Annotated in this window: 14 protein-coding genes; 10 read left to right on the plus strand and 4 right to left on the minus strand. The window is 64.7% G+C overall.

All coding sequences use genetic code 11. The features are described from left to right. The first annotated feature begins 35 nt into the window (after positions 1–35). From F3H26_RS02365 to F3H26_RS02375, 3 genes are all read left to right on the plus strand, one after another. Entirely contained in the window at positions 36–929 is an 894-nt protein-coding gene (locus F3H26_RS02365) for a PfkB family carbohydrate kinase (protein ID WP_149774455.1), read from the plus strand. After that, entirely contained in the window at positions 926–1840 is a 915-nt protein-coding gene (locus F3H26_RS02370) for a pseudouridine-5'-phosphate glycosidase (RefSeq protein WP_149774456.1), read from the plus strand. Before F3H26_RS02365 ends, F3H26_RS02370 begins: the two co-directional genes overlap by 4 nt. 70 nt (positions 1841–1910) lie before the next feature. Next, a complete protein-coding gene (locus F3H26_RS02375; RefSeq protein WP_149774457.1) occupies positions 1911–2588 on the plus strand; it encodes a DUF502 domain-containing protein in 678 nt (225 codons plus the stop codon). On the opposite strand, the gene F3H26_RS02380 is transcribed toward F3H26_RS02375, so the two are convergent. Together F3H26_RS02380 and F3H26_RS02385 are read right to left on the minus strand one after the other, a co-directional pair. Continuing rightward, complete coding sequence (locus tag F3H26_RS02380) at positions 2589–3617, minus strand: patatin-like phospholipase family protein (protein ID WP_149774458.1); 1029 nt, start codon at positions 3615–3617, stop codon at positions 2589–2591. A gap of 28 nt (positions 3618–3645) precedes the next feature. Further along, positions 3646–4419 carry a 3-hydroxybutyrate dehydrogenase gene (locus tag F3H26_RS02385; RefSeq protein WP_149774459.1) on the minus strand — a complete coding sequence of 258 codons (774 nt, stop codon included), beginning with the start codon at positions 4417–4419 and terminating at the stop codon, positions 3646–3648. 311 nt (positions 4420–4730) lie between these two features. Here F3H26_RS02385 and F3H26_RS02390 point away from each other — a divergent pair, with 311 nt between their 5' ends. Together F3H26_RS02390 and F3H26_RS19885 are read left to right on the plus strand one after the other, a co-directional pair. Further along, the gene (locus tag F3H26_RS02390) at positions 4731–6557 is read left to right on the plus strand and encodes an extracellular solute-binding protein (protein WP_149774460.1); all 1827 of its coding nucleotides are present in this window, start codon (positions 4731–4733) and stop codon (positions 6555–6557) included. A gap of 545 nt (positions 6558–7102) precedes the next feature. Beyond that, on the plus strand, positions 7103–7243 hold the full coding sequence (locus tag F3H26_RS19885; protein WP_316634580.1) for a hypothetical protein: 141 nt from the start codon (positions 7103–7105) through the stop codon (positions 7241–7243). Here F3H26_RS19885 and F3H26_RS02400 read toward each other — a convergent pair. Next, entirely contained in the window at positions 7240–7863 is a 624-nt protein-coding gene (locus F3H26_RS02400) for a helix-turn-helix domain-containing protein (RefSeq protein ID WP_149774461.1), read from the minus strand. The genes F3H26_RS19885 and F3H26_RS02400 overlap by 4 nt on opposite strands. A gap of 65 nt (positions 7864–7928) precedes the next feature. Here F3H26_RS02400 and F3H26_RS02405 point away from each other — a divergent pair, with 65 nt between their 5' ends. The 5 genes from F3H26_RS02405 to F3H26_RS02425 all read left to right on the plus strand — a co-directional run bounded on the left by F3H26_RS02405 (position 7929) and on the right by F3H26_RS02425 (position 13782). Next, positions 7929–9446, plus strand: a complete 1518-nt coding sequence (locus F3H26_RS02405) for a class I adenylate-forming enzyme family protein (RefSeq protein WP_149774462.1) — start codon at positions 7929–7931, stop codon at positions 9444–9446. Next, positions 9443–10102, plus strand: coding sequence for a DsbA family oxidoreductase (locus tag F3H26_RS02410; protein ID WP_149774464.1), 660 nt, complete (start codon positions 9443–9445; stop codon positions 10100–10102). The genes F3H26_RS02405 and F3H26_RS02410 overlap by 4 nt, the downstream gene beginning before the upstream one ends. A 76-nt stretch (positions 10103–10178) precedes the next feature. Then, positions 10179–11387 carry a multidrug effflux MFS transporter gene (locus F3H26_RS02415; protein ID WP_149774465.1) on the plus strand — a complete coding sequence of 403 codons (1209 nt, stop codon included), beginning with the start codon at positions 10179–10181 and terminating at the stop codon, positions 11385–11387. Positions 11388–11443: 56 nt separating this feature from the next. After that, positions 11444–13108: a tetratricopeptide repeat protein gene (locus F3H26_RS02420; protein ID WP_149774467.1), complete on the plus strand. Its 1665-nt coding sequence runs from the start codon at positions 11444–11446 to the stop codon at positions 13106–13108. Continuing rightward, positions 13105–13782 (plus strand): SH3 domain-containing protein, encoded by a 678-nt coding sequence (locus F3H26_RS02425; RefSeq protein WP_149774468.1) that lies wholly within the window; start codon positions 13105–13107, stop codon positions 13780–13782. Before F3H26_RS02420 ends, F3H26_RS02425 begins: the two co-directional genes overlap by 4 nt. 9 nt (positions 13783–13791) lie before the next feature. On the opposite strand, the gene mfd is transcribed toward F3H26_RS02425, so the two are convergent. Beyond that, positions 13792–17250 (minus strand): transcription-repair coupling factor, encoded by a 3459-nt coding sequence (gene mfd / locus F3H26_RS02430; RefSeq protein WP_149774469.1) that lies wholly within the window; start codon positions 17248–17250, stop codon positions 13792–13794. Between the last annotated feature and the right edge of the window lie 6 nt (positions 17251–17256).

The following is a 17256-nucleotide window of genomic DNA, read 5'->3' on the forward strand; positions in this document are numbered from 1 at the left end:
TTGCGCCCATGGCGACCCTGCGGCATGACGAGGACATGACTCGGAATTCTGACATCCTGTGTATCGGGTCCGTTCTGTGGGACGTGATCGGACGATCCGCCAGCCACATGCGGCAGGGTTCGGACGTGCCCGGCCGCATCACGCGCCTGCCCGGTGGCGTGGCGATGAACATCGCCATGACGCTTGTGCGTTTCGGCATGACCCCGACCCTGCTGACCGCCATCGGCAGCGACCCCGAGGGCGACGAGCTGGTCCATGCCTGCAAACGGCTGGGCATGGACACGACCCATGTCTACCGCTCGCAGGACCTGCCCACCGACCGTTACATGGCGGTCGAAGGCGCCAACGGCCTGATCGCCGCCATCGCCGATGCCCATTCGCTCGAGGCTGCCGGCGCCAAGATCCTGCGCCCGCTGATCCATGGCCCGCTGGGCTATGAAAACACCCCGTTCGAAGGGCAGATCGCGCTGGACGGCAACCTGACGCTGGACCTTCTGGAAGAGATCGCCGTCAGCCCGGCCTTCGCCCGTGCCGACCTGCGCGTGGCCCCGGCCTCGCCCGGCAAGGCCGAGCGGCTGCTGCCGTTCCTCAAGCACGGCCGGGCCACGCTGTATGTGAACCTCGAAGAAGCCGGGCTGCTGTGCCAGCGCGAGTTCGCCGATTCCGAATCCGCCGCCCGCGCGCTGCTGGAGCGGGGTGCGCTGCGTGCGCTGGTGACCGACGGGGGCAACTCGGCCACCGTGGCCAGTGCCCAGGCGGTGATCACCCAGAAACCCCCGTCGGTTCTGGTCACACGCGTGACCGGGGCGGGCGACACGTTCATGGCGGCCCATATCGCCGCCGAAGCCAATGGCGCCAGCATCGACGAGGCGCTGACCCGCGCCCTGCATGCCGCCGCAACCTATGTATCCGGAGAGACCCCCCTGTGATCGACATCCAGTATTCCGCCGAAGTGCGCGCGGCCAAGGACAACGGAACCCCCATCGTTGCCCTGGAAAGCACCATCATCACCCACGGCATGCCCTACCCTCAGAACATCGAAGTGGCGGCCCAGGTCGAGCAGGACATCCGCGACGCGGGCGCCGTTCCGGCCACGATCGCGGTGATCGACGGCCGGCTGCATGTGGGGCTGGAACCCGATCAGTTGAAGGATCTGGGACAGGCGCAGGGCGTGGCCAAGATCTCGCGCGCAGACATGGCGGCCTGCATCGCTTCGGGCGGGACCGGGGCCACGACCGTTGCCGCCACGATGATCGCGGCCCATTTCGCGGGGATCGAGGTCTTTGCCACCGGCGGCATCGGCGGGGTGCATCGCGGCGCGGAAACCAGCTTTGACATCTCGGCCGACCTGCACGAACTGGCGCAGACCCCGGTCACGGTCGTGGCTGCCGGGGCCAAGGCCATCCTCGATCTGGCCAAAACGCTCGAAGTGCTGGAGACACTTGGCGTGCCGGTCATTGCCCATGGGCAGGATGAATTCCCGGCCTTCTGGTCGGCCAAGTCGCCCTTTGCCGCCCCCTTGCGGATGGACACGGCCGAGCAGATCGCCAAGGCCCATGCCACGCGCCGCGCGCTGGGTCTGCCCGGCGGGCAACTGGTGGCCAACCCGATCCCGCTGGCCGATCAGATCCCGTCCGAGGAACTGGACCCGATCATCGCCTCGGCCCAGCAGGACGCCGAAGCACATCGCATCACCGGCAAGGCCGTCACGCCCTATCTGCTGCAGCGCATCTACGAGCGGACCGAGGGCCGATCCCTGACCGCCAACATCGCCCTGGTGCGCAACAATGCGCGCCTTGCGGCTGGTATCGCCAAGGCGTTGAAGGCTCAGGCTGACTAAGCGTCAAACGGAGCTATTGTACCAAGGCGCCGGACTGATTAATTAGTCCGGCAAACCGCTCGGAACCGCGATGAACACACCGTTTGATGAAGAACCCCACCGCCGCCCCGGCCTGCTGTCGCGGCTACGCGCGTCGTTTCTGACGGGTATCGTCGTCATCGCACCGGTCTGGCTGACGCTGTGGCTGATCCTGTCGGTGGTCGGCTGGATCGACAGTGCGGTCCTGCCCCTGATCCCGCACCAGTTCCGGCCCGAGCAATATGTGGGCATCAACCTGCGCGGCGTGGGCGTGCTGTTCTTCCTGATCTTCACGGTTCTGGTCGGCTGGATCGCCAAAGGCATCCTGGGGCGGTCGCTGATCCATTTTGCCGAAAGCCTGGTCAACCGGATGCCCGTCGTCCGGTCGATCTATTCCGGGATCAAGCAGATCTCGGAAACCGTCTTTGCCCAGACCGAGCGGTCGTTCGAGAAGGCCTGCCTGGTCCAGTATCCCCGCCGGGGCATCTGGGCCATCGGCTTCGTCTCGACCGAGGCAAAGGGCGAGATCAACAAACGCGCCGAAACCGGCGGCGGCCTGCTGAGCGTGTTCATCCCGACCACGCCGAACCCGACCTCGGGTTTTCTGCTGTTCTTCCCCGAAGAAGACGTGATCCTGCTGGACATGACGATCGAAGATGCCGCCAAGCTGGTGATTTCGGCCGGGCTGGTCTATCCGAACCAGAAAGACCCCACGCAGCCGCCCGAGTGATCAGCCGAACATCGCGGGCAGATCAACGGTGCTGCGCGCACCCAGATCGGGTTTGTGATCGGCCAGAAACCGGTCGGCCGCGGCCCGGCCCGCCTGTTTCAGGCTGTGCAGAACCACCGGGTTGGGCACCGTCTTGGTCGCCACCGACAGGCTGTTCATCAAGACATCATCCGCAATCATGTGTACCAAGACCCGGCTCATCTCGCCCGCCTTCAACTTGCCCTCGGCCAGCAGGCGCTGCACGAAGTTGATCGCCCGTAGCTCGCGCAGAAGGGACGAATTGAAGCTGATCTCGTTGATCCGGTTCTGAATCTGCTGCGGGGTCTTGGGAACCTCGTCGCGCTCCAGCGGGTTGATGTTCACGATCACCACATCCTCGGGCAGGCCCGCGTTGAACAGCGGAAACAGCGCCGGGTTGCCGGTATAGCCGCCATCCCAATAGGCTTCGGTCCGGTCCGTTTCGGGGTCGTGGATTTCAACCGCCTGGAACAGATTCGGCAGGCAGGCCGAGGCGAGAATCGCGTCAGTCGTCACCTCATCGCCCGTGAACACCCGGATCTTGCCGCTGCGCACGCAGGTGGCGCAAACGAACAGGCGCGGCCCCTGATCCGCACAGACCTCACCAAAGTCAAAGGCCTCGACCACCGGGGCCAGCGGATTGCGGTAGAACGGCCCATAGGCATAGGGCGATACCATCCGCGACCAGGTATCGGCCACCGAGAACGGCAAGGAATACTCCATCGCCTGCGCGATCTGGGCGGGTTCCATCCCGGCCAGCCAGTTGGCGATGCGCATGTCGCCCACCGCGCCCATCCTCTCCCACAGGGCGTTCAGGGTCTCGCGCGCGCCATCGCGACCGGCATGAACCATGCCGGCCTTGAACGCGGCTCCGTTCAACGCCCCGGCCGAGGTTCCGGTAATCGCTGCGACCTCGATGTCTTCGTCGTCCAGCAGACGGTCCAGCACGCCCCAGGTAAAGGCGCCATGCGCACCGCCGCCCTGCAGGGCAAGATTGATGCGCTTTACCATGTCCGCCGGCCCCGGCGCGCGCCGCGGATCACAAGGCGGTCCATCCGCCGTCGACCGAGATCGTGGTGCCTGTGATCTGTTCGGCCGCGTCCGAGCACAGGAACACGGTGGTTCCACCCAGCTGTTCGACCGTGGCGAATTGCTTGGACGGTTGCCGTTCGAGCATGACGTTCTTGATCACGTCCTCGCGGCTCATGTTGTATTCCTTCATCGTGTCGGGGATCTGCGCCTCGACCAGCGGCGTCAGCACATAGCCCGGACAGATGGCGTTGCAGGTGATCGGCTCCTGCGCGGTTTCCAGCGCCACGGTCTTGGTCATGCCGACGACCCCGTGCTTGGCCGCGACATAGGCCGCCTTGTAGGGCGATGCCGTCAGCCCATGCGCCGAGGCGATGTTGACGATCCGTCCCCACCCGGCCTTGCGCATCATCGGCAGCGCCGCCGCCGTCGTGTTAAAGGCCGAGTTCATGTTGATGGCGATGATCGCGTCCCATTTCTCGACCGGGAACTGGTCGATCGGCGCGACGTGCTGAATGCCTGCGTTGTTGACCAGAATATCGCAGGCTCCGGCCTTTTCGATCAACGCGCGGCATTCCTCGCCCTTGGACATGTCGGCCTTGATGTAGCGCGCGTTGGTTCCGGTCTCCTTGCCGATCTCGGCCGCCAGCGCGTGATCCTCATCGCGGTCGGTGAACGAGTTCAGAACAACGTCGGCCCCCGCCTTGGCCAGTTCGCGCGCGATTCCCAACCCGATGCCCGAATTCGAACCGGTGATGATTGCTGTTTTTCCCGACAGGTTCATTTGGGGTCTCCCACAGACTCATGTTTTACCGACACAGTGCCATGCTGCACCTGCAAAATAAACGGGGAATGGCCCAGGGCGGTTACGGACAGTTCATGGCGGGAAACTCGGGGCTAGAGGCAAAAAAAACGCCCGCACGAAGCGGGCGTTAAGTTATTGAGGCAGGTTTCATACAGGCAAGAAACCTATCGAGCAGTGCATTCTTTATAAGCAATTCCGCGCCTTCATCCAAGCTAAAAGTTTGAAAATATGAAAAATCATCGGTACGGTGAATCCCAACAAAATAAGGCCAGAGCAGGATTGTTTCCAAAATGAGCCCCGATTTTCTTCGCCCGCTTCGCCCCGTGATCGCGGGAATCACCGCCGCACTTTCCGTTACGTCAGCGCTCGCAGATTCGACCCATGGCATAGCTATGTATGGCGACCCTGCTCTACCACCGGATTTTGTGTCTCTGCCCTATGCCAACCCGGACGCGCCCAAGGGCGGCAAAGTCGTGTTCGGCAACACCGGCGGCTTTAACAGCTTGAACCCGTTCGTGCAAAAAGGCACCGCCCCGTGGCAGTTGAGGTTCTGGACGCACGAGGGGTTGATGGGCCGGTCCTGGGACGAACCGTTCACGCTCTACGGCCTTCTGGCCGAATCAATCGACACCGCGCCCGACCGATCCTGGGTCGAATTCACCCTGCGCGAGAATGCCCGATTCTCGGACGGATCCCCTGTCACGGTCGAGGACGTGATCTGGTCGTACGAGACGCTGGGCACCCAGGGGCACCTGCGCTATCGCGGCCTGTGGTCCAAGATCGACAGCATCGAACAGACCGGGCCGCGCTCGGTCCGGATCACCTTCAACGAGCCCGACCGCGAGCTGGCCCTGATCGCGGGCCTGCGTCCGATCCTGAAAAAGGCCCAATGGGAGGGCAAGGATTTCGCCGAGGCCCCTCTGCAGGACATTCCCATCGGCACCGGCCCTTACGTGATCGACGACTACGAAGCCGGGCGTTTCGTGAATTTCAAGCGCAACCCCGACTATTGGGGAAATGATGTCCCCTTCCGGCGCGGCACGATGAACTTCGACGAGATGCGGATCGAATTCTACGGCGACCAGACCGTTCTGTTCGAGGCCTTCAAGGCCGGCAAGCTATCGGCCATACGCGAATTCAACGCCGACAAATGGGCCACGCAGTACGATTTCCCCGCCGTCCAGCGGGGCGACATCGTCAAAACCGAGATCCCGCACAGGAAACCGTCGGGGATGACCGGGCTGGTCATGAACACCCGACGTGCGCCGTTCGACGACTGGCGCGTGCGCGAGGCACTGATCCTCGCCTTCAACTTCGAATACATCAGCGGCACCTTCACCGGCGGGGCACAGCCGCGGATCACATCGTATTTCTCGGGGTCCGACCTGGCCATGCGGCCCGGGCCGGCCAAAGGGCGCGTGGCCGAGCTGCTGCAGCCCTACGCCGATGACCTGCCCCCCGGCGCGCTGGAAGGGTACGACCTGCCAAAAGGCGACGCCTCGGTCCGCAACCGCAAGGACATCCGCAAGGCGGCCGACCTGCTGGAACAGGCTGGCTGGACCATCCAGGACGGGGTGCTGCGCAACGCCCAAGGCCAGCCGTTCAAGGTGAACCTGATCATCAGCCAGGGCGGCCTGAACGTGGTGCAGAACGTCGACGCCATCGCCGAGATCTATGCCCGCGCGCTGGAACGGCTGGGGATCGAGCTGACCGTCGACAAGGTGGATGACGCCCAATACACCCAACGCATTTCCAAGCTGGACTTCGACATGACCCCGTTCCGCCGCGCGCTGTCGCTGTCGCCGGGCAACGAACAGCGCCTGTACTGGGGCAGCGAAGGCGCCGACACGCCGGGCACGCGCAACCTGATGGGCGTCGCCTCGCCCGCCGTCGACGGGCTGATCGATGCGATGCTGGCCTCGGAAAGCCACGAGGAATTCGTGGCCGCCACCCGCGCGCTGGACCGGGTGCTGACGGCGGGGCGCTATGTCATTCCGATCTGGAGTTTCGACGTCGGCCGCATCGCCCATGTCAAGCAGATGCGGCACCCCGAAATCCTGCCGATCTATGGAGACGGCCCGCAATTCATGCCCGATGTCTGGTGGTACGAGGACTGACGCAAGGCCCGCGGGGGCGGTCGCGCCCGCGGGCAGCCCTGGACTTGCGTGCGCCTACGGAAGATCGGCAAAAAACGGCACATCACCCACCCACAAGAAAATGACCCGGCTGGGACGCGACCTACAGCGTATTCAGCAAAGTCGCAGATCCTGTATTTCAAACCAGCCTTACGTCGAAATATTGGAATTGCTGGAGAGTATTCCGAGTATTTTGAACCGCAGCTTTCCGGAAAAAAACCAGACGTTTAAGGCCTTTGCATGCAAAACCCACCGGTTGGGACCGCCCCCCACGGACAGGTGTGAAACGGTGCACAGGGTCCTTGGGACCTTTCCGCGTACGGCTGTACGAAGTGAGGACCGACCTGCGACATTTTGTCATGCCCGCGACACCATATCGCGCTACGTACGCTACAAGTGAGGAGAGCAGTCCTGAAACCCGAACCGCGGGAGGCTCGCAGATGTTGAACTGGACTGATTTGACACAAGACTGGAGCGCGGCCTATGCCCGCGCCAAGCGCCGTTTTCCAAACTTGCGCGACCAAGACATGGCACGCGTCAGAGCCGACCGAAAACGGTTTGAGGCCTACCTGGCCGAACGCCATCACCTGACGATGACCGAGGCCCATGAAGAGGTAGAGGATTTCCTGTTCACCGAAGGACTGAACCGCGAACTGGCGCATCGCTAGGCCAGCGACGTCACCCACAGAATGGTTGCGTCTTCCTCGCTGACCGAGATCACGTTGTGCCCCATGCTGCCGTCGTAATAGGCGCTGTCGCCCCGGCGCATTTCGACGGGCTCGTAGAATTCGGTGTACAGGCGGACCACGCCGGTAAGCACATACAGGAACTCTTCGCCGTCGTGACGCACCCAGCCGTCGAATTCGTCCATCGACCGCGCCCGAACGCGCGCGCGATAGGGCAGCATCTGCTTTTTCGTCAGCGTTTCGGCCAGCAATTCGTGCTCGTAGGTCGTGGTGGCGTGCGCGGCCCCCTGCCCGTTGCGCGTCACCGCCATGCGGCCGATGACCTGATCACGCTCGGGCGGGGTGAACAGCTGCGGCACCGAAATCTCAAGTCCCGTCGCCAGCTTTTTCAGAGCATCATAGGTGGGCGACATCTGGCCGTTTTCGATCTTGGACAGGGTCGAGCGTGCCAGCCCGGCCTGATTGGCCGCCTGTTCCAGCGTCCAGTTGCGCGCCTTGCGCAGTTCGCGCACGCGCGCGCCCAGATCGACCGGCTCGGGCTCGGACTGGGTGCCGTTGTCGCGGGCGATGCGTACGATGGATTTGTGGTCTTTGCTCGTCATGCGTCATTCTATAGGGCCAGCGCCGCGCGCTTGCAACGCGTGACAAAGGGCAATAGCCAAGGCGCATGTTGTCGATCTTCGATCAGGGGCCGCCGCCGCCCTGCCCCGCGCCGTTCAACCTGGCCGCCCATGTGCTGCGCCGTGCCGATGCCATGGCCGACAAGGTGGCTCTGTCCGTGCTGCGCGCCGATGGCTCGGACGATTGGACCTATGCACAGCTGAAATCCGCAGTTCTGGGCACCGGAACCGGGCTGCTGCGTGCGGGCCTGGTGCCCGGCGACATCGTGCTGATGCGCCTGGGCAATACGGTCGATTTTCCCATCGCCTATCTGGGGGCGATCGCGGTCGGGCTGATCCCGGTGCCGACCTCCTCGCAACTGACCGAGCCGGAAACGGAACGGATGATCCGGGATCTGTCCCCAACCGCCATTCTGCGCGATCCGTCCGTGGCCTGTGCCGCGCATCCCAACCAGATCGGCCTGACCGACCTTGCCGCCATGCGCGACCTGCCGCCCGCGGCGTTCGACATGGGCGACCCGGAACGCATGGCCTATGTCGTCTATACCTCGGGCACCTCGGGCAAGCCACGCGCTGTGGCCCATGCGCATCGCGCGATCTGGGCGCGGCAGATGATGGTCGATGGCTGGTACGGCCTGCGCGAGGCCGACCGCCTGTGCCACGCGGGCGCGTTCAACTGGACCTACACGTTGGGCACCGGCCTGATGGACCCGTGGACCATCGGCGCCACCGCGCTGATCCCCGAAGCCGGAACCGACCCGGCCGCCCTGCCCGGATTGCTGCGCCGCCACCGCGCCTCGATCTTTGCGGCCGCCCCCGGCGTGTACCGCAAGATGCTGAACGCGGCGTACACGCTGCCCCTGCCCCATCTGCGCCACGGCCTGAGTGCCGGTGAGAAACTGTCGCGCGCCCTGCACGAACGCTGGGTTCAGGCCACCGGGACCGAGCTGTACGAGGCCTTTGGTATGTCGGAATGCTCGACCTTCATCTCATCCAGCCCATCTCACCCCGCGCGCGGCGATGCGCTGGGCCAGCCGCAACCGGGCCGCCGCGTGGCGATCCTGGGGCCTGACGGGCCGGTTCCGCAGGGGCAGGAAGGCACCATCGCCATTCACCGCTCGGACCCGGGGCTGATGCTGACCTACCTCAACGCTCCGGACGAGGCCCGCGCGCGCATGCAGGGCGACTGGTTCCTGACCGGCGATCAGGGGGCGATGGCCGTGGATGGGCAGATCACCTATCTGGGACGCGACGACGACATGATGAACGCCGGCGGCTATCGCGTGTCCCCGGTCGAGGTTGAATCCGTCCTGTCGCGCTTTCCCGGGATCTCTCAGGTCGGCGCGGCGGCGGTCGAGGTCAAACCGGACACCTTCGTGATCGCCGCCTTCTATTCCGGGCCGGAAAAACTGGACGAAACCGCCCTGCGCGCTTATGTCGAGGCCAACCTGGCGCGCTACAAGCAACCCCGCGCCTTCATCCACCTTCCCGAACTGCCCACCGGGGGCAACGGAAAACTCCTGCGCCGCGCATTGCCGGCCTATTTCAAGGCACCCGAAGAATGACCCAGACCGTCAAGCTTGATATCCTGTCCGACCCGATCTGCCCGTGGTGCTATATCGGCAAGACCAACCTGGACAAGGCACTGGCCTCGGCCCCGGACCATCCCTTCGTGATCGAATGGCATCCGTTCCAGCTGAACCCCGACATGCCCGCAGGCGGCATGGACCGGCGCGAATACCTGGAACGCAAGTTCGGTGGCAAGGAAGGTGCGGTCAAAGCCTATGCGCCGGTGGTGGAACACGCCGAAAAGGCCGGCCTGAACATCAATTTCGAGGCCATGAAGCGCACGCCGAACACGCTGGACGCCCATCGCCTGATCCACTGGGCCGGGATCGAGGGCAAACAGAACGAGGTGGTGGATGCGCTGTTCGACGCCTATTTCGTGCAGGGCCGCGACATCGGCGACCACGAGGTTCTGGCCGACATCGCCGACAGCGTGGGCATGGACGCCGCCGTGGTTCTGAAACTGCTGAAATCCGACGCCGACCGGGACGACATCCGCAAACGCGACGCCCATTCGCGCGAAATGGGGGTGAACTCGGTCCCCACCTTCATCGTCGCCAACCAGCACGCAGTACCCGGCGCCCAACCGCCCGAGCTGTGGGCGCAGGTCATCGACGAGATCATGTCTCAGCTTGAGCCTTCCTCTGCAGAATAGCACAGAGTTCTGTGCGCGATTGCACCTAGCCCACCTTGCCCTGTCGTGTTAGCGCGTTGAGGCAAGGAGTCCCCGCATGGCTGACCGTATTTCCAAGGCCGAATTCATCGCGCTGATCGCGATGATGTTTGCCACCATCGCATTTTCGATTGATTCGATGCTGCCCGCACTGCCCGAGATCGGCGCGCAGCTCAGCCCTGATGACGTGAACCGGGCGCAGCTGATTTTGACCAGCTTTGTACTGGGCATGGGGATCGGCACGTTCTTCACCGGCCCGATCTCGGATGCGGTCGGGCGCCGGCCGGTGATCTTTGCCGGCGCGGCGCTCTATATTCTCGCATCGGCCGTGGCCTGGGCCAGTTCGTCGCTGGAGCTTGTTCTGGCTGCCCGGGTGGTTCAGGGGCTGGGGGCCGCCGGACCCCGCGTGGTCGCCATGGCGATCATCCGCGATCTGTTCTCGGGCCGGGAAATGGCGCGGATCGTGTCCATCGCGATGATGATCTTCACCCTGGTGCCCGCCATCGCGCCCATGGCCGGAGCCGCCGTGATCGCCTTTGCCGGTTGGCGCGGCGTGTTCATGTCGTTCATCCTGTTTGCGTTGGTCATCATTGTCTGGATGGGGTTCCGACTGCCGGAGTCCCTCGCGCCGGAAAACCGCCGCCCGTTCCGCCTGCCACTGATGGTCGATGCGGTGAAAGAGATGTTCGCCCACCCCACCGTGCGTCTGTCGATCTTTGTCCAGACCCTGTGCATGGGCATGCTGTTCACCATGCTGACCATGGTGCAGCCGGTCTATGACGTGATCCACGACCGCGCCGACAGCTTCCCCTTCTGGTTCGGGTTCGTGGCGCTGATGTCCGGCTCGGCCAGCCTGCTGAACGCGGCCGTCGTGGTGCGCGTGGGCATGCGTCGCATGGTGACCTGGGCGCTGGCCGGACAGATCCTGATCACCTCGCTGGTGATTGCCCTGAACATGTCGAACCTGTCGCCGCAGGCCTCGTTTGCGCTGTTCGTGTTCTGGCAGACCACGGTCTTTTTCATGGCCGGCGTCACCATGGGCAACCTGAATGCCATCGCGATGGAGCCGATGGGCCACATCGCGGGCATGGCGGCCTCGGTCATCGGGTCGATCTCGACCGTGCTGGCCGCCGCCATCGCCGCGCCGGTGGGGCTGCTGTTCGACGGCACGCTGGGGCCGTTGACCATCGGCATCCTGACCATGTGCGTGCTGGCCTTCGGGCTGATGGTCCACATGGGCCGGATCGAAGACCGCGTCCCCGCCTGACCTGTCCCGCGCGCCCGAACTGCGCTAGGCTGACCCCAGTCAGGGGGAAATTCGGCATGAGCGACTATTACGATCTGGGCACGCATGGCTGCCCCATCACCACGTCCTCGGATCAGGCGCAGCTGTGGTTCGACCGGGGCCTTGTCTGGACCTACGGCTACAACCACGAAGAGGCGGTCGTGTGTTTCCAGCGCGCGCTGGAGCATGACCCGGACTGCGCCATGGCCCATTGGGGCGTGGCCTATGCAGCCGGGCCCAACTACAACCTGCCCTGGGATCTGCTGGACGACGCGGGCAAGGCCAAGGCCCTGACCTGCGCCTATGACGCGACCCAGCGCGCACTGGCCTTGCTGGACCGCTGCACGTCTGTCGAACGCGAACTGGTCCGCGCCCTGCCCGCCCGCTACCCCCAGCGTGACCCGGCACCCGACATGCACCGCTGGGACCACGACTTTGCCGACGCCATGCGCGCCGCCTTCGTGGCCCAGCCCGACCATCTGGACCTGCGCACCATCTATGTGGAGTCGCTGCTGAACCTGACCCCCTGGCAGATGTGGGACCTCAGGACAGGCCAGCCCGCCGAGGGCGCCGCCACGCTGGAAGCGCAAGAGGCTCTGGAATGGGCCATGGCCAACGATCCGGCGGCGATGTCGCATCCGGGCCTGCTGCACCTCTATGTACATCTGATGGAGATGTCGCCCACGCCAGAAAAGGCGCTGAAGGCCGGTGACGTGCTGCGCACGCTGGTGCCGGATGCCGGGCACCTGGTGCACATGCCCACCCATATCGACGTGCTGTGCGGGCACTACCAGAACGTCGTCCACTGGAACGAACAGGCGGTCATCGCCGATCTGAAATATTACCAGCGCGAAGGCGCGTTCAACATCTACACCGGCTATCGGCAGCACAACTACCACTTTGTCATCTATGGCGCGTTGTTCCTCGGTCAGATGGAGCCCGCCCTGCGTGCCAACAAGGGCCTGTGGGACACCACGCCCGAGGAAATGCTGCGCATCGAAAGCCCGCCCATGGCGGATTATTTCGAAAGCTACATGGCCATGGGGCCGCATATCCTGATCCGCTTTGGCCGGTGGGAAGAAGCCAAGGCCCTGCCCTTGCCCCCCGATCCCGACCTGTATCTGACGGTGACGGCGACCACGCATTACGCCCGCGCCATCGCCCATGCCGCCACCGGCGACGTGGCCGAGGCCGAGGCCGAGGAACAGCTGTTCCTCGCCGCCAAAGACCGCGTGCCCGAAACCCGCCTGCTGCACAACAACCGCGTGATCGACCTGCTGGAGATCGCGCGCGAGATGCTGCGGGGCGAGATCGAGTACCGCAAAGGCAATTTCGACACGGCCTTTGCCCATCTGCGCCGCTCGGTCGAATTGGACGACAACCTGCCCTATGACGAGCCCTGGGGCTGGATGCAGCCCACCCGCCACGCGCTGGGGGCGCTGCTGTTCGAACAGGGCCACGTGGCCGAGGCCGAAGCCGCCTATCGCGAGGATCTGGGTCTGGGCGGCACCCTCAGCCGCGCCTCGGTCCATCCCGACAATGTCTGGAGCCTCAAGGGTTTGCACGATTGTCTCAACGCGCGTGGCGCGGTAGAGGAATTGCAGTTGATCCGACAACGACTTGACCTGGCCCTGGCGCGGGCCGACCGCAGCGTCGGCGCCTCGTGCTTCTGCGCCCAGGCCGCGATGAGAGCCGCTGAATGAAACTGTTGAATGCTGCGCTAATCGCGCTGTTCTGCGGGCCCGCTTTGGCCGACCGTCAAACCTTTCCGCCTGTGGACGAGGCCAGTAAAGACCCGACGCTGGAAGCCTTTCGTGCGGACCTGCGCGCCAAGGTCGCCGCCCGCGACCTCGAGGGCGTGATGACCGCCACCTGCCCCGAGATCTATACCAGCCACGGCGACCCGGACGGCCCCGAGACGTTCCGCGCCAACCTGACGGTCGATCCCGAGACCCTGCCCGAGGCCGACCGCCGCCACGCCGACACAATGCGCGAGAACTACTGGCGCGACCTCGAGACCACGCTGGCCCAGCCCGGCTATTTCGACGAGGATGGCGAATTCTGGATGCCGCATCAGTGGCGGCTTACCCTGCCGGCGGCGCTGGACCCGTTCACCGCCTATTTCGTGACCGGTCAGAATGTCAGCCTGCGCCGGGCCCCGAACCGCGGCGCGCCCATTCTGGGCCTGATCAGCCATGAAGTGGTGATCGTGCCGGACTATCTGGACAAGGCAGAATATCAGGGCGTCATCCTGACCGACGGAACGCGCGGCTATATCTATTCCGACTTTCTGTGGTCGATGGTCGGCTATCGCGCGGCCTTCGTGAAATCGGACAGCGGCGACTGGCAGCTGTGTACCTTCGTGGCCGGGGACTAGGCCGCGCCCTCAGGCGCTGGCCTTCTTCTTTTTCTCGGCGGCGACCTTCTCGGCCAGATCGCGGGCGATGGCAAAGGCGCCCTTGATCTTGTCGCTGTCCTTCTTCCAGTCGCGCCGCACCACGATCTTGTTGTCCTTGACCTTCGCCAGCCCGCGCTGGTTCTGGATGAACTCGACCAGACCTTGCGGCGAGGCGAACTTGTCGTTGTGGAACTGGATCGTCGCCCCTTTCGGTCCGCCGTCCAGCTTGGCAATGCCGGCGCGTTTGCACATGGCCTTGATCCGCACCACCAACAGCAGGGTGTTCACCTCTTTCGGCAGCGGGCCAAACCTGTCGATCAACTCGGCGGCAAAGCCCTCGAGCTCGACCTTGGTCGACAGCGACGACAGGCGGCGGTAGAGGCCCAGCCGCACGTCCAGATCGGGCACGTAGTCTTCGGGGATCAGCACCGGAACGCCCAGGTTGATCTGCGGCGCCCACTGGTCGTCGGCTTCGCTCAGCCCCTCCATCTCGCCGGCCTTGATCTTGGCGATCGCCTCCTCCAGCATCGACTGGTAGAGCTCATATCCCACGTCGCGCATCTGGCCCGATTGTTCCTCGCCCAGCAGGTTGCCCGCGCCGCGAATGTCCAGATCCTGGCTGGCCAGCGTGAACCCGGCCCCCAACGTATCGAGCGAGCCAAGAACCCGCAGCCGCTTTTCGGCGGCCGGCGTCAGCCGCGCGCGCGGCTTGGTGGTCAGATAGGCATAGGCGCGGGTCTTGGACCGTCCCACCCGGCCCCGGATCTGATAAAGCTGCGCCAGCCCGAACATGTCGGCCCGGTGCACAACCATCGTGTTGGCGGTGGGAATGTCCAGCCCGCTTTCGACGATCGTGGTGGCCAGCAGGATGTCATACTTGCCGTCGTAGAAGGCATTCATCCGGTCGTCCAACTCGCCCGCCGCCATCTGGCCGTGGGCCACCACATAGGTCAATTCCGGCAGCTGTTCTTTCAGGAATTCCTCGATCTCGGGCAGGTCCGAGATGCGCGGCACCACGTAGAAACTCTGCCCGCCGCGATAATGCTCGCGCAGCAGCGCCTCGCGGATGGTGACGGCGTCGAACTCGCTGACATAGGTGCGGATCGCAAGGCGATCGACGGGCGGCGTGCCGATGATCGACAGGTCGCGCACGCCGGTCAGGCTCAGTTGCAGCGTGCGCGGGATCGGCGTCGCAGTCAGCGTCAGCACATGCACGTCCGAGCGCAACTGCTTCAGCCGTTCCTTGTGGGCCACGCCGAAATGCTGCTCCTCGTCGATGATCAACAGCCCGAGGCTCTGGAACCGGATGCCCTTGGCCAGCAGTGCATGGGTGCCGATCACGATATCGACCGTGCCCTTGGCCAGCCCCTCGCGGGTCTGCTGCGCCTCTTTGGCCGAGACGAAACGTGACAATTGCCGGACCTCCAACGGGAAACCCCGGAACCGTTCCTTGAAGCTGGCGGCGTGCTGACGCGCCAGCAGCGTGGTGGGCGCGATCACCGCCACCTGCAGGCCAGACATGGCCGCAACGAAGGCCGCGCGCATGGCGACCTCGGTCTTGCCAAAGCCCACGTCGCCACAGATCAGGCGATCCATCGGCGTGCCCGAGTGCAGGTCCTCCATCACGTCGGCGATGGCGCGCAGCTGGTCCTCGGTTTCCTGATAGGGAAAACGGGCGCTGAACTCCTCCCACGCGTGGGGCGGCGGGTCCATGATCGGGGCCTTGCGCAGGGCGCGTTCGGCCGCGATGCGGATCAGACGGTCGGCCATCTCGCGGATGCGTTCCTTGAGCTTGGCCTTCTTGGCCTGCCACGCACCACCGCCCAGCTTGTCGAGCAAACCTTCCTCGTGCCCGTATTTCGACAGCAGCTCGATGTTTTCGACCGGCAGGTACAGCTTGGCGCCCTCGGCATATTCCAGCAGCAGGCATTCATGCGCGGCGCCCAGGGCGGTCACGACCTCCATGCCCATGTACCGGCCGATGCCGTGATCGACATGCACCACCAGATCGCCGGGGCTGAGCGACTGGGTCTCGGTCAGGAAATTCTCGGCCTTGCGGCGTTTCTTGGGTTGGCGGATCAGCCGGTCGCCCAGCACGTCCTGCTCCGAGATCACCGTCATGTCGGGCGTCTCGAAGCCGTGCTCCAACGCCCAGACCGCCAAGTGCAGGCCGCGCTTTCCGATCCGCGAGCCGTCGGTCACGGGAATTGCCTCGGCCAGGCCCTCGTCCTCGATCAACCCGGTCAGGCGTTCGCGCGCGCCCTCGGAGTACGAAGCGACCAGAACCGGCCCCTTGTCCAGCTTGTTCTTGATGTGGCTGGCCAGCGCGCCGAACAGGCTGATGCTTTCCTGCTGCCGCTCGGGGGCAAAGTTGCGCCCGATCCGACCGCCCGCGTCGATCACCCCCGGCCCGCTGGCCTGCGGCAGGGGGCTGAACTGCATAACCCGCCGCTGCGCCACCGCCTGGGTCCAGGCGTCGTCGTCCAGATACAGCAGGCCCGGCGGCGTGGGTTTATAGACCGAATCCAACCGCGAGCGGTTCTCGAGCGCCAGACGCCGGGTTTCGTATTGATCGGCGATGCTGTCCCACCGGGCCAGCCGCGCGGGCGTGACCTGATCGTCCAGCGTGATCGTCGCGTCCGGCAGATAGTCGAACAGCGTTTCCAGCTTTTCGTGGAACAGGGGCAACCAGTGTTCCATGCCCTGATGCTTGCGCCCGGCGCTGACCGCCTCATACAGCGGATCATCCGTGCCGGCCGCGCCAAATTCGATGCGATAGTTCTGACGGAACCGGGTGATGGCGGCGTCGTCCAGAATCACCTCGGAGACCGGGGCCAGTTCGACCAGATCAAGCTTTTCGGTGGTGCGCTGGGTGGCCGGATCGAACCGGCGCGCGCCGTCAAGCACGTCACCGAACAGGTCCAGCCGCACCGGCCCTGCTTCGCCCGGCGGGAAGATGTCGATGATCCCGCCGCGCACGGCATAGTCGCCGGGCTCCATCACCGTGGGGCTTTGACTGAACCCCATGCGAACCAGAAAATCGCGCAGCGCGGCCTCGTCGATGCGCTGTCCGACCCGAGCGGTAAACGCCGCCTGCCGCAGCACGTCGCGCGCCGGCACGCGTTGGGTGGCCGCGTTCAGCGTGGTCAGCAGGACAAAGCGCTCGGGCATCTGGTGCACCAGCGCCGCCAGGCTCGCCACCCGCGCCGCCGCGATGTCGGGGTTGGGCGACACCCGGTCATAGGGCAGGCAATCCCAGCCGGGAAACAGGATCACCGGCATGTCGGGCGCAAAGAAACGCAGCGCGGCGCGCATCGCCTCGGCACGTTTATCGTCGCGCGCCACATGCAGAACCGGCCCGCCCGAGCGGGCAACCTCGTTCAGCACCAGCTGCGCGTCAAACCCCTCGGGGGCGCCGCCGACTGTCACGTGGTTCGGAGCCTTCATCAAGCC

Origin of the sequence: Ruegeria intermedia (genome assembly GCF_900129345.1) — a bacterium.
Classification (GTDB): domain Bacteria; phylum Pseudomonadota; class Alphaproteobacteria; order Rhodobacterales; family Rhodobacteraceae; genus Ruegeria; species Ruegeria intermedia.

Bases quoted from the DNA above. Each gene is read 5' to 3' on its own strand.
- F3H26_RS02400 (WP_149774461.1), bottom strand. From the start codon at position 7,863: ATGACGAGCAAAGACCACAAATCCATCGTACGCATCGCCCGCGACAAC.
- F3H26_RS02380 (WP_149774458.1), bottom strand. From the start codon at position 3,617: ATGGTAAAGCGCATCAATCTTGCCCTGCAGGGCGGCGGTGCGCATGGC.
- F3H26_RS02425 (WP_149774468.1), top strand. From the start codon at position 13,105: ATGAAACTGTTGAATGCTGCGCTAATCGCGCTGTTCTGCGGGCCCGCT.
- F3H26_RS19885 (WP_316634580.1), top strand. From the start codon at position 7,103: ATGGCACGCGTCAGAGCCGACCGAAAACGGTTTGAGGCCTACCTGGCC.
- F3H26_RS02420 (WP_149774467.1), top strand. From the start codon at position 11,444: ATGAGCGACTATTACGATCTGGGCACGCATGGCTGCCCCATCACCACG.
- F3H26_RS02415 (WP_149774465.1), top strand. From the start codon at position 10,179: ATGGCTGACCGTATTTCCAAGGCCGAATTCATCGCGCTGATCGCGATG.
- mfd (WP_149774469.1), bottom strand. From the start codon at position 17,250: ATGAAGGCTCCGAACCACGTGACAGTCGGCGGCGCCCCCGAGGGGTTT.
- F3H26_RS02405 (WP_149774462.1), top strand. From the start codon at position 7,929: ATGTTGTCGATCTTCGATCAGGGGCCGCCGCCGCCCTGCCCCGCGCCG.
- F3H26_RS02375 (WP_149774457.1), top strand. From the start codon at position 1,911: ATGAACACACCGTTTGATGAAGAACCCCACCGCCGCCCCGGCCTGCTG.
- F3H26_RS02385 (WP_149774459.1), bottom strand. From the start codon at position 4,419: ATGAACCTGTCGGGAAAAACAGCAATCATCACCGGTTCGAATTCGGGC.
- F3H26_RS02390 (WP_149774460.1), top strand. From the start codon at position 4,731: ATGAGCCCCGATTTTCTTCGCCCGCTTCGCCCCGTGATCGCGGGAATC.
- F3H26_RS02410 (WP_149774464.1), top strand. From the start codon at position 9,443: ATGACCCAGACCGTCAAGCTTGATATCCTGTCCGACCCGATCTGCCCG.
- F3H26_RS02365 (WP_149774455.1), top strand. From the start codon at position 36: ATGACTCGGAATTCTGACATCCTGTGTATCGGGTCCGTTCTGTGGGAC.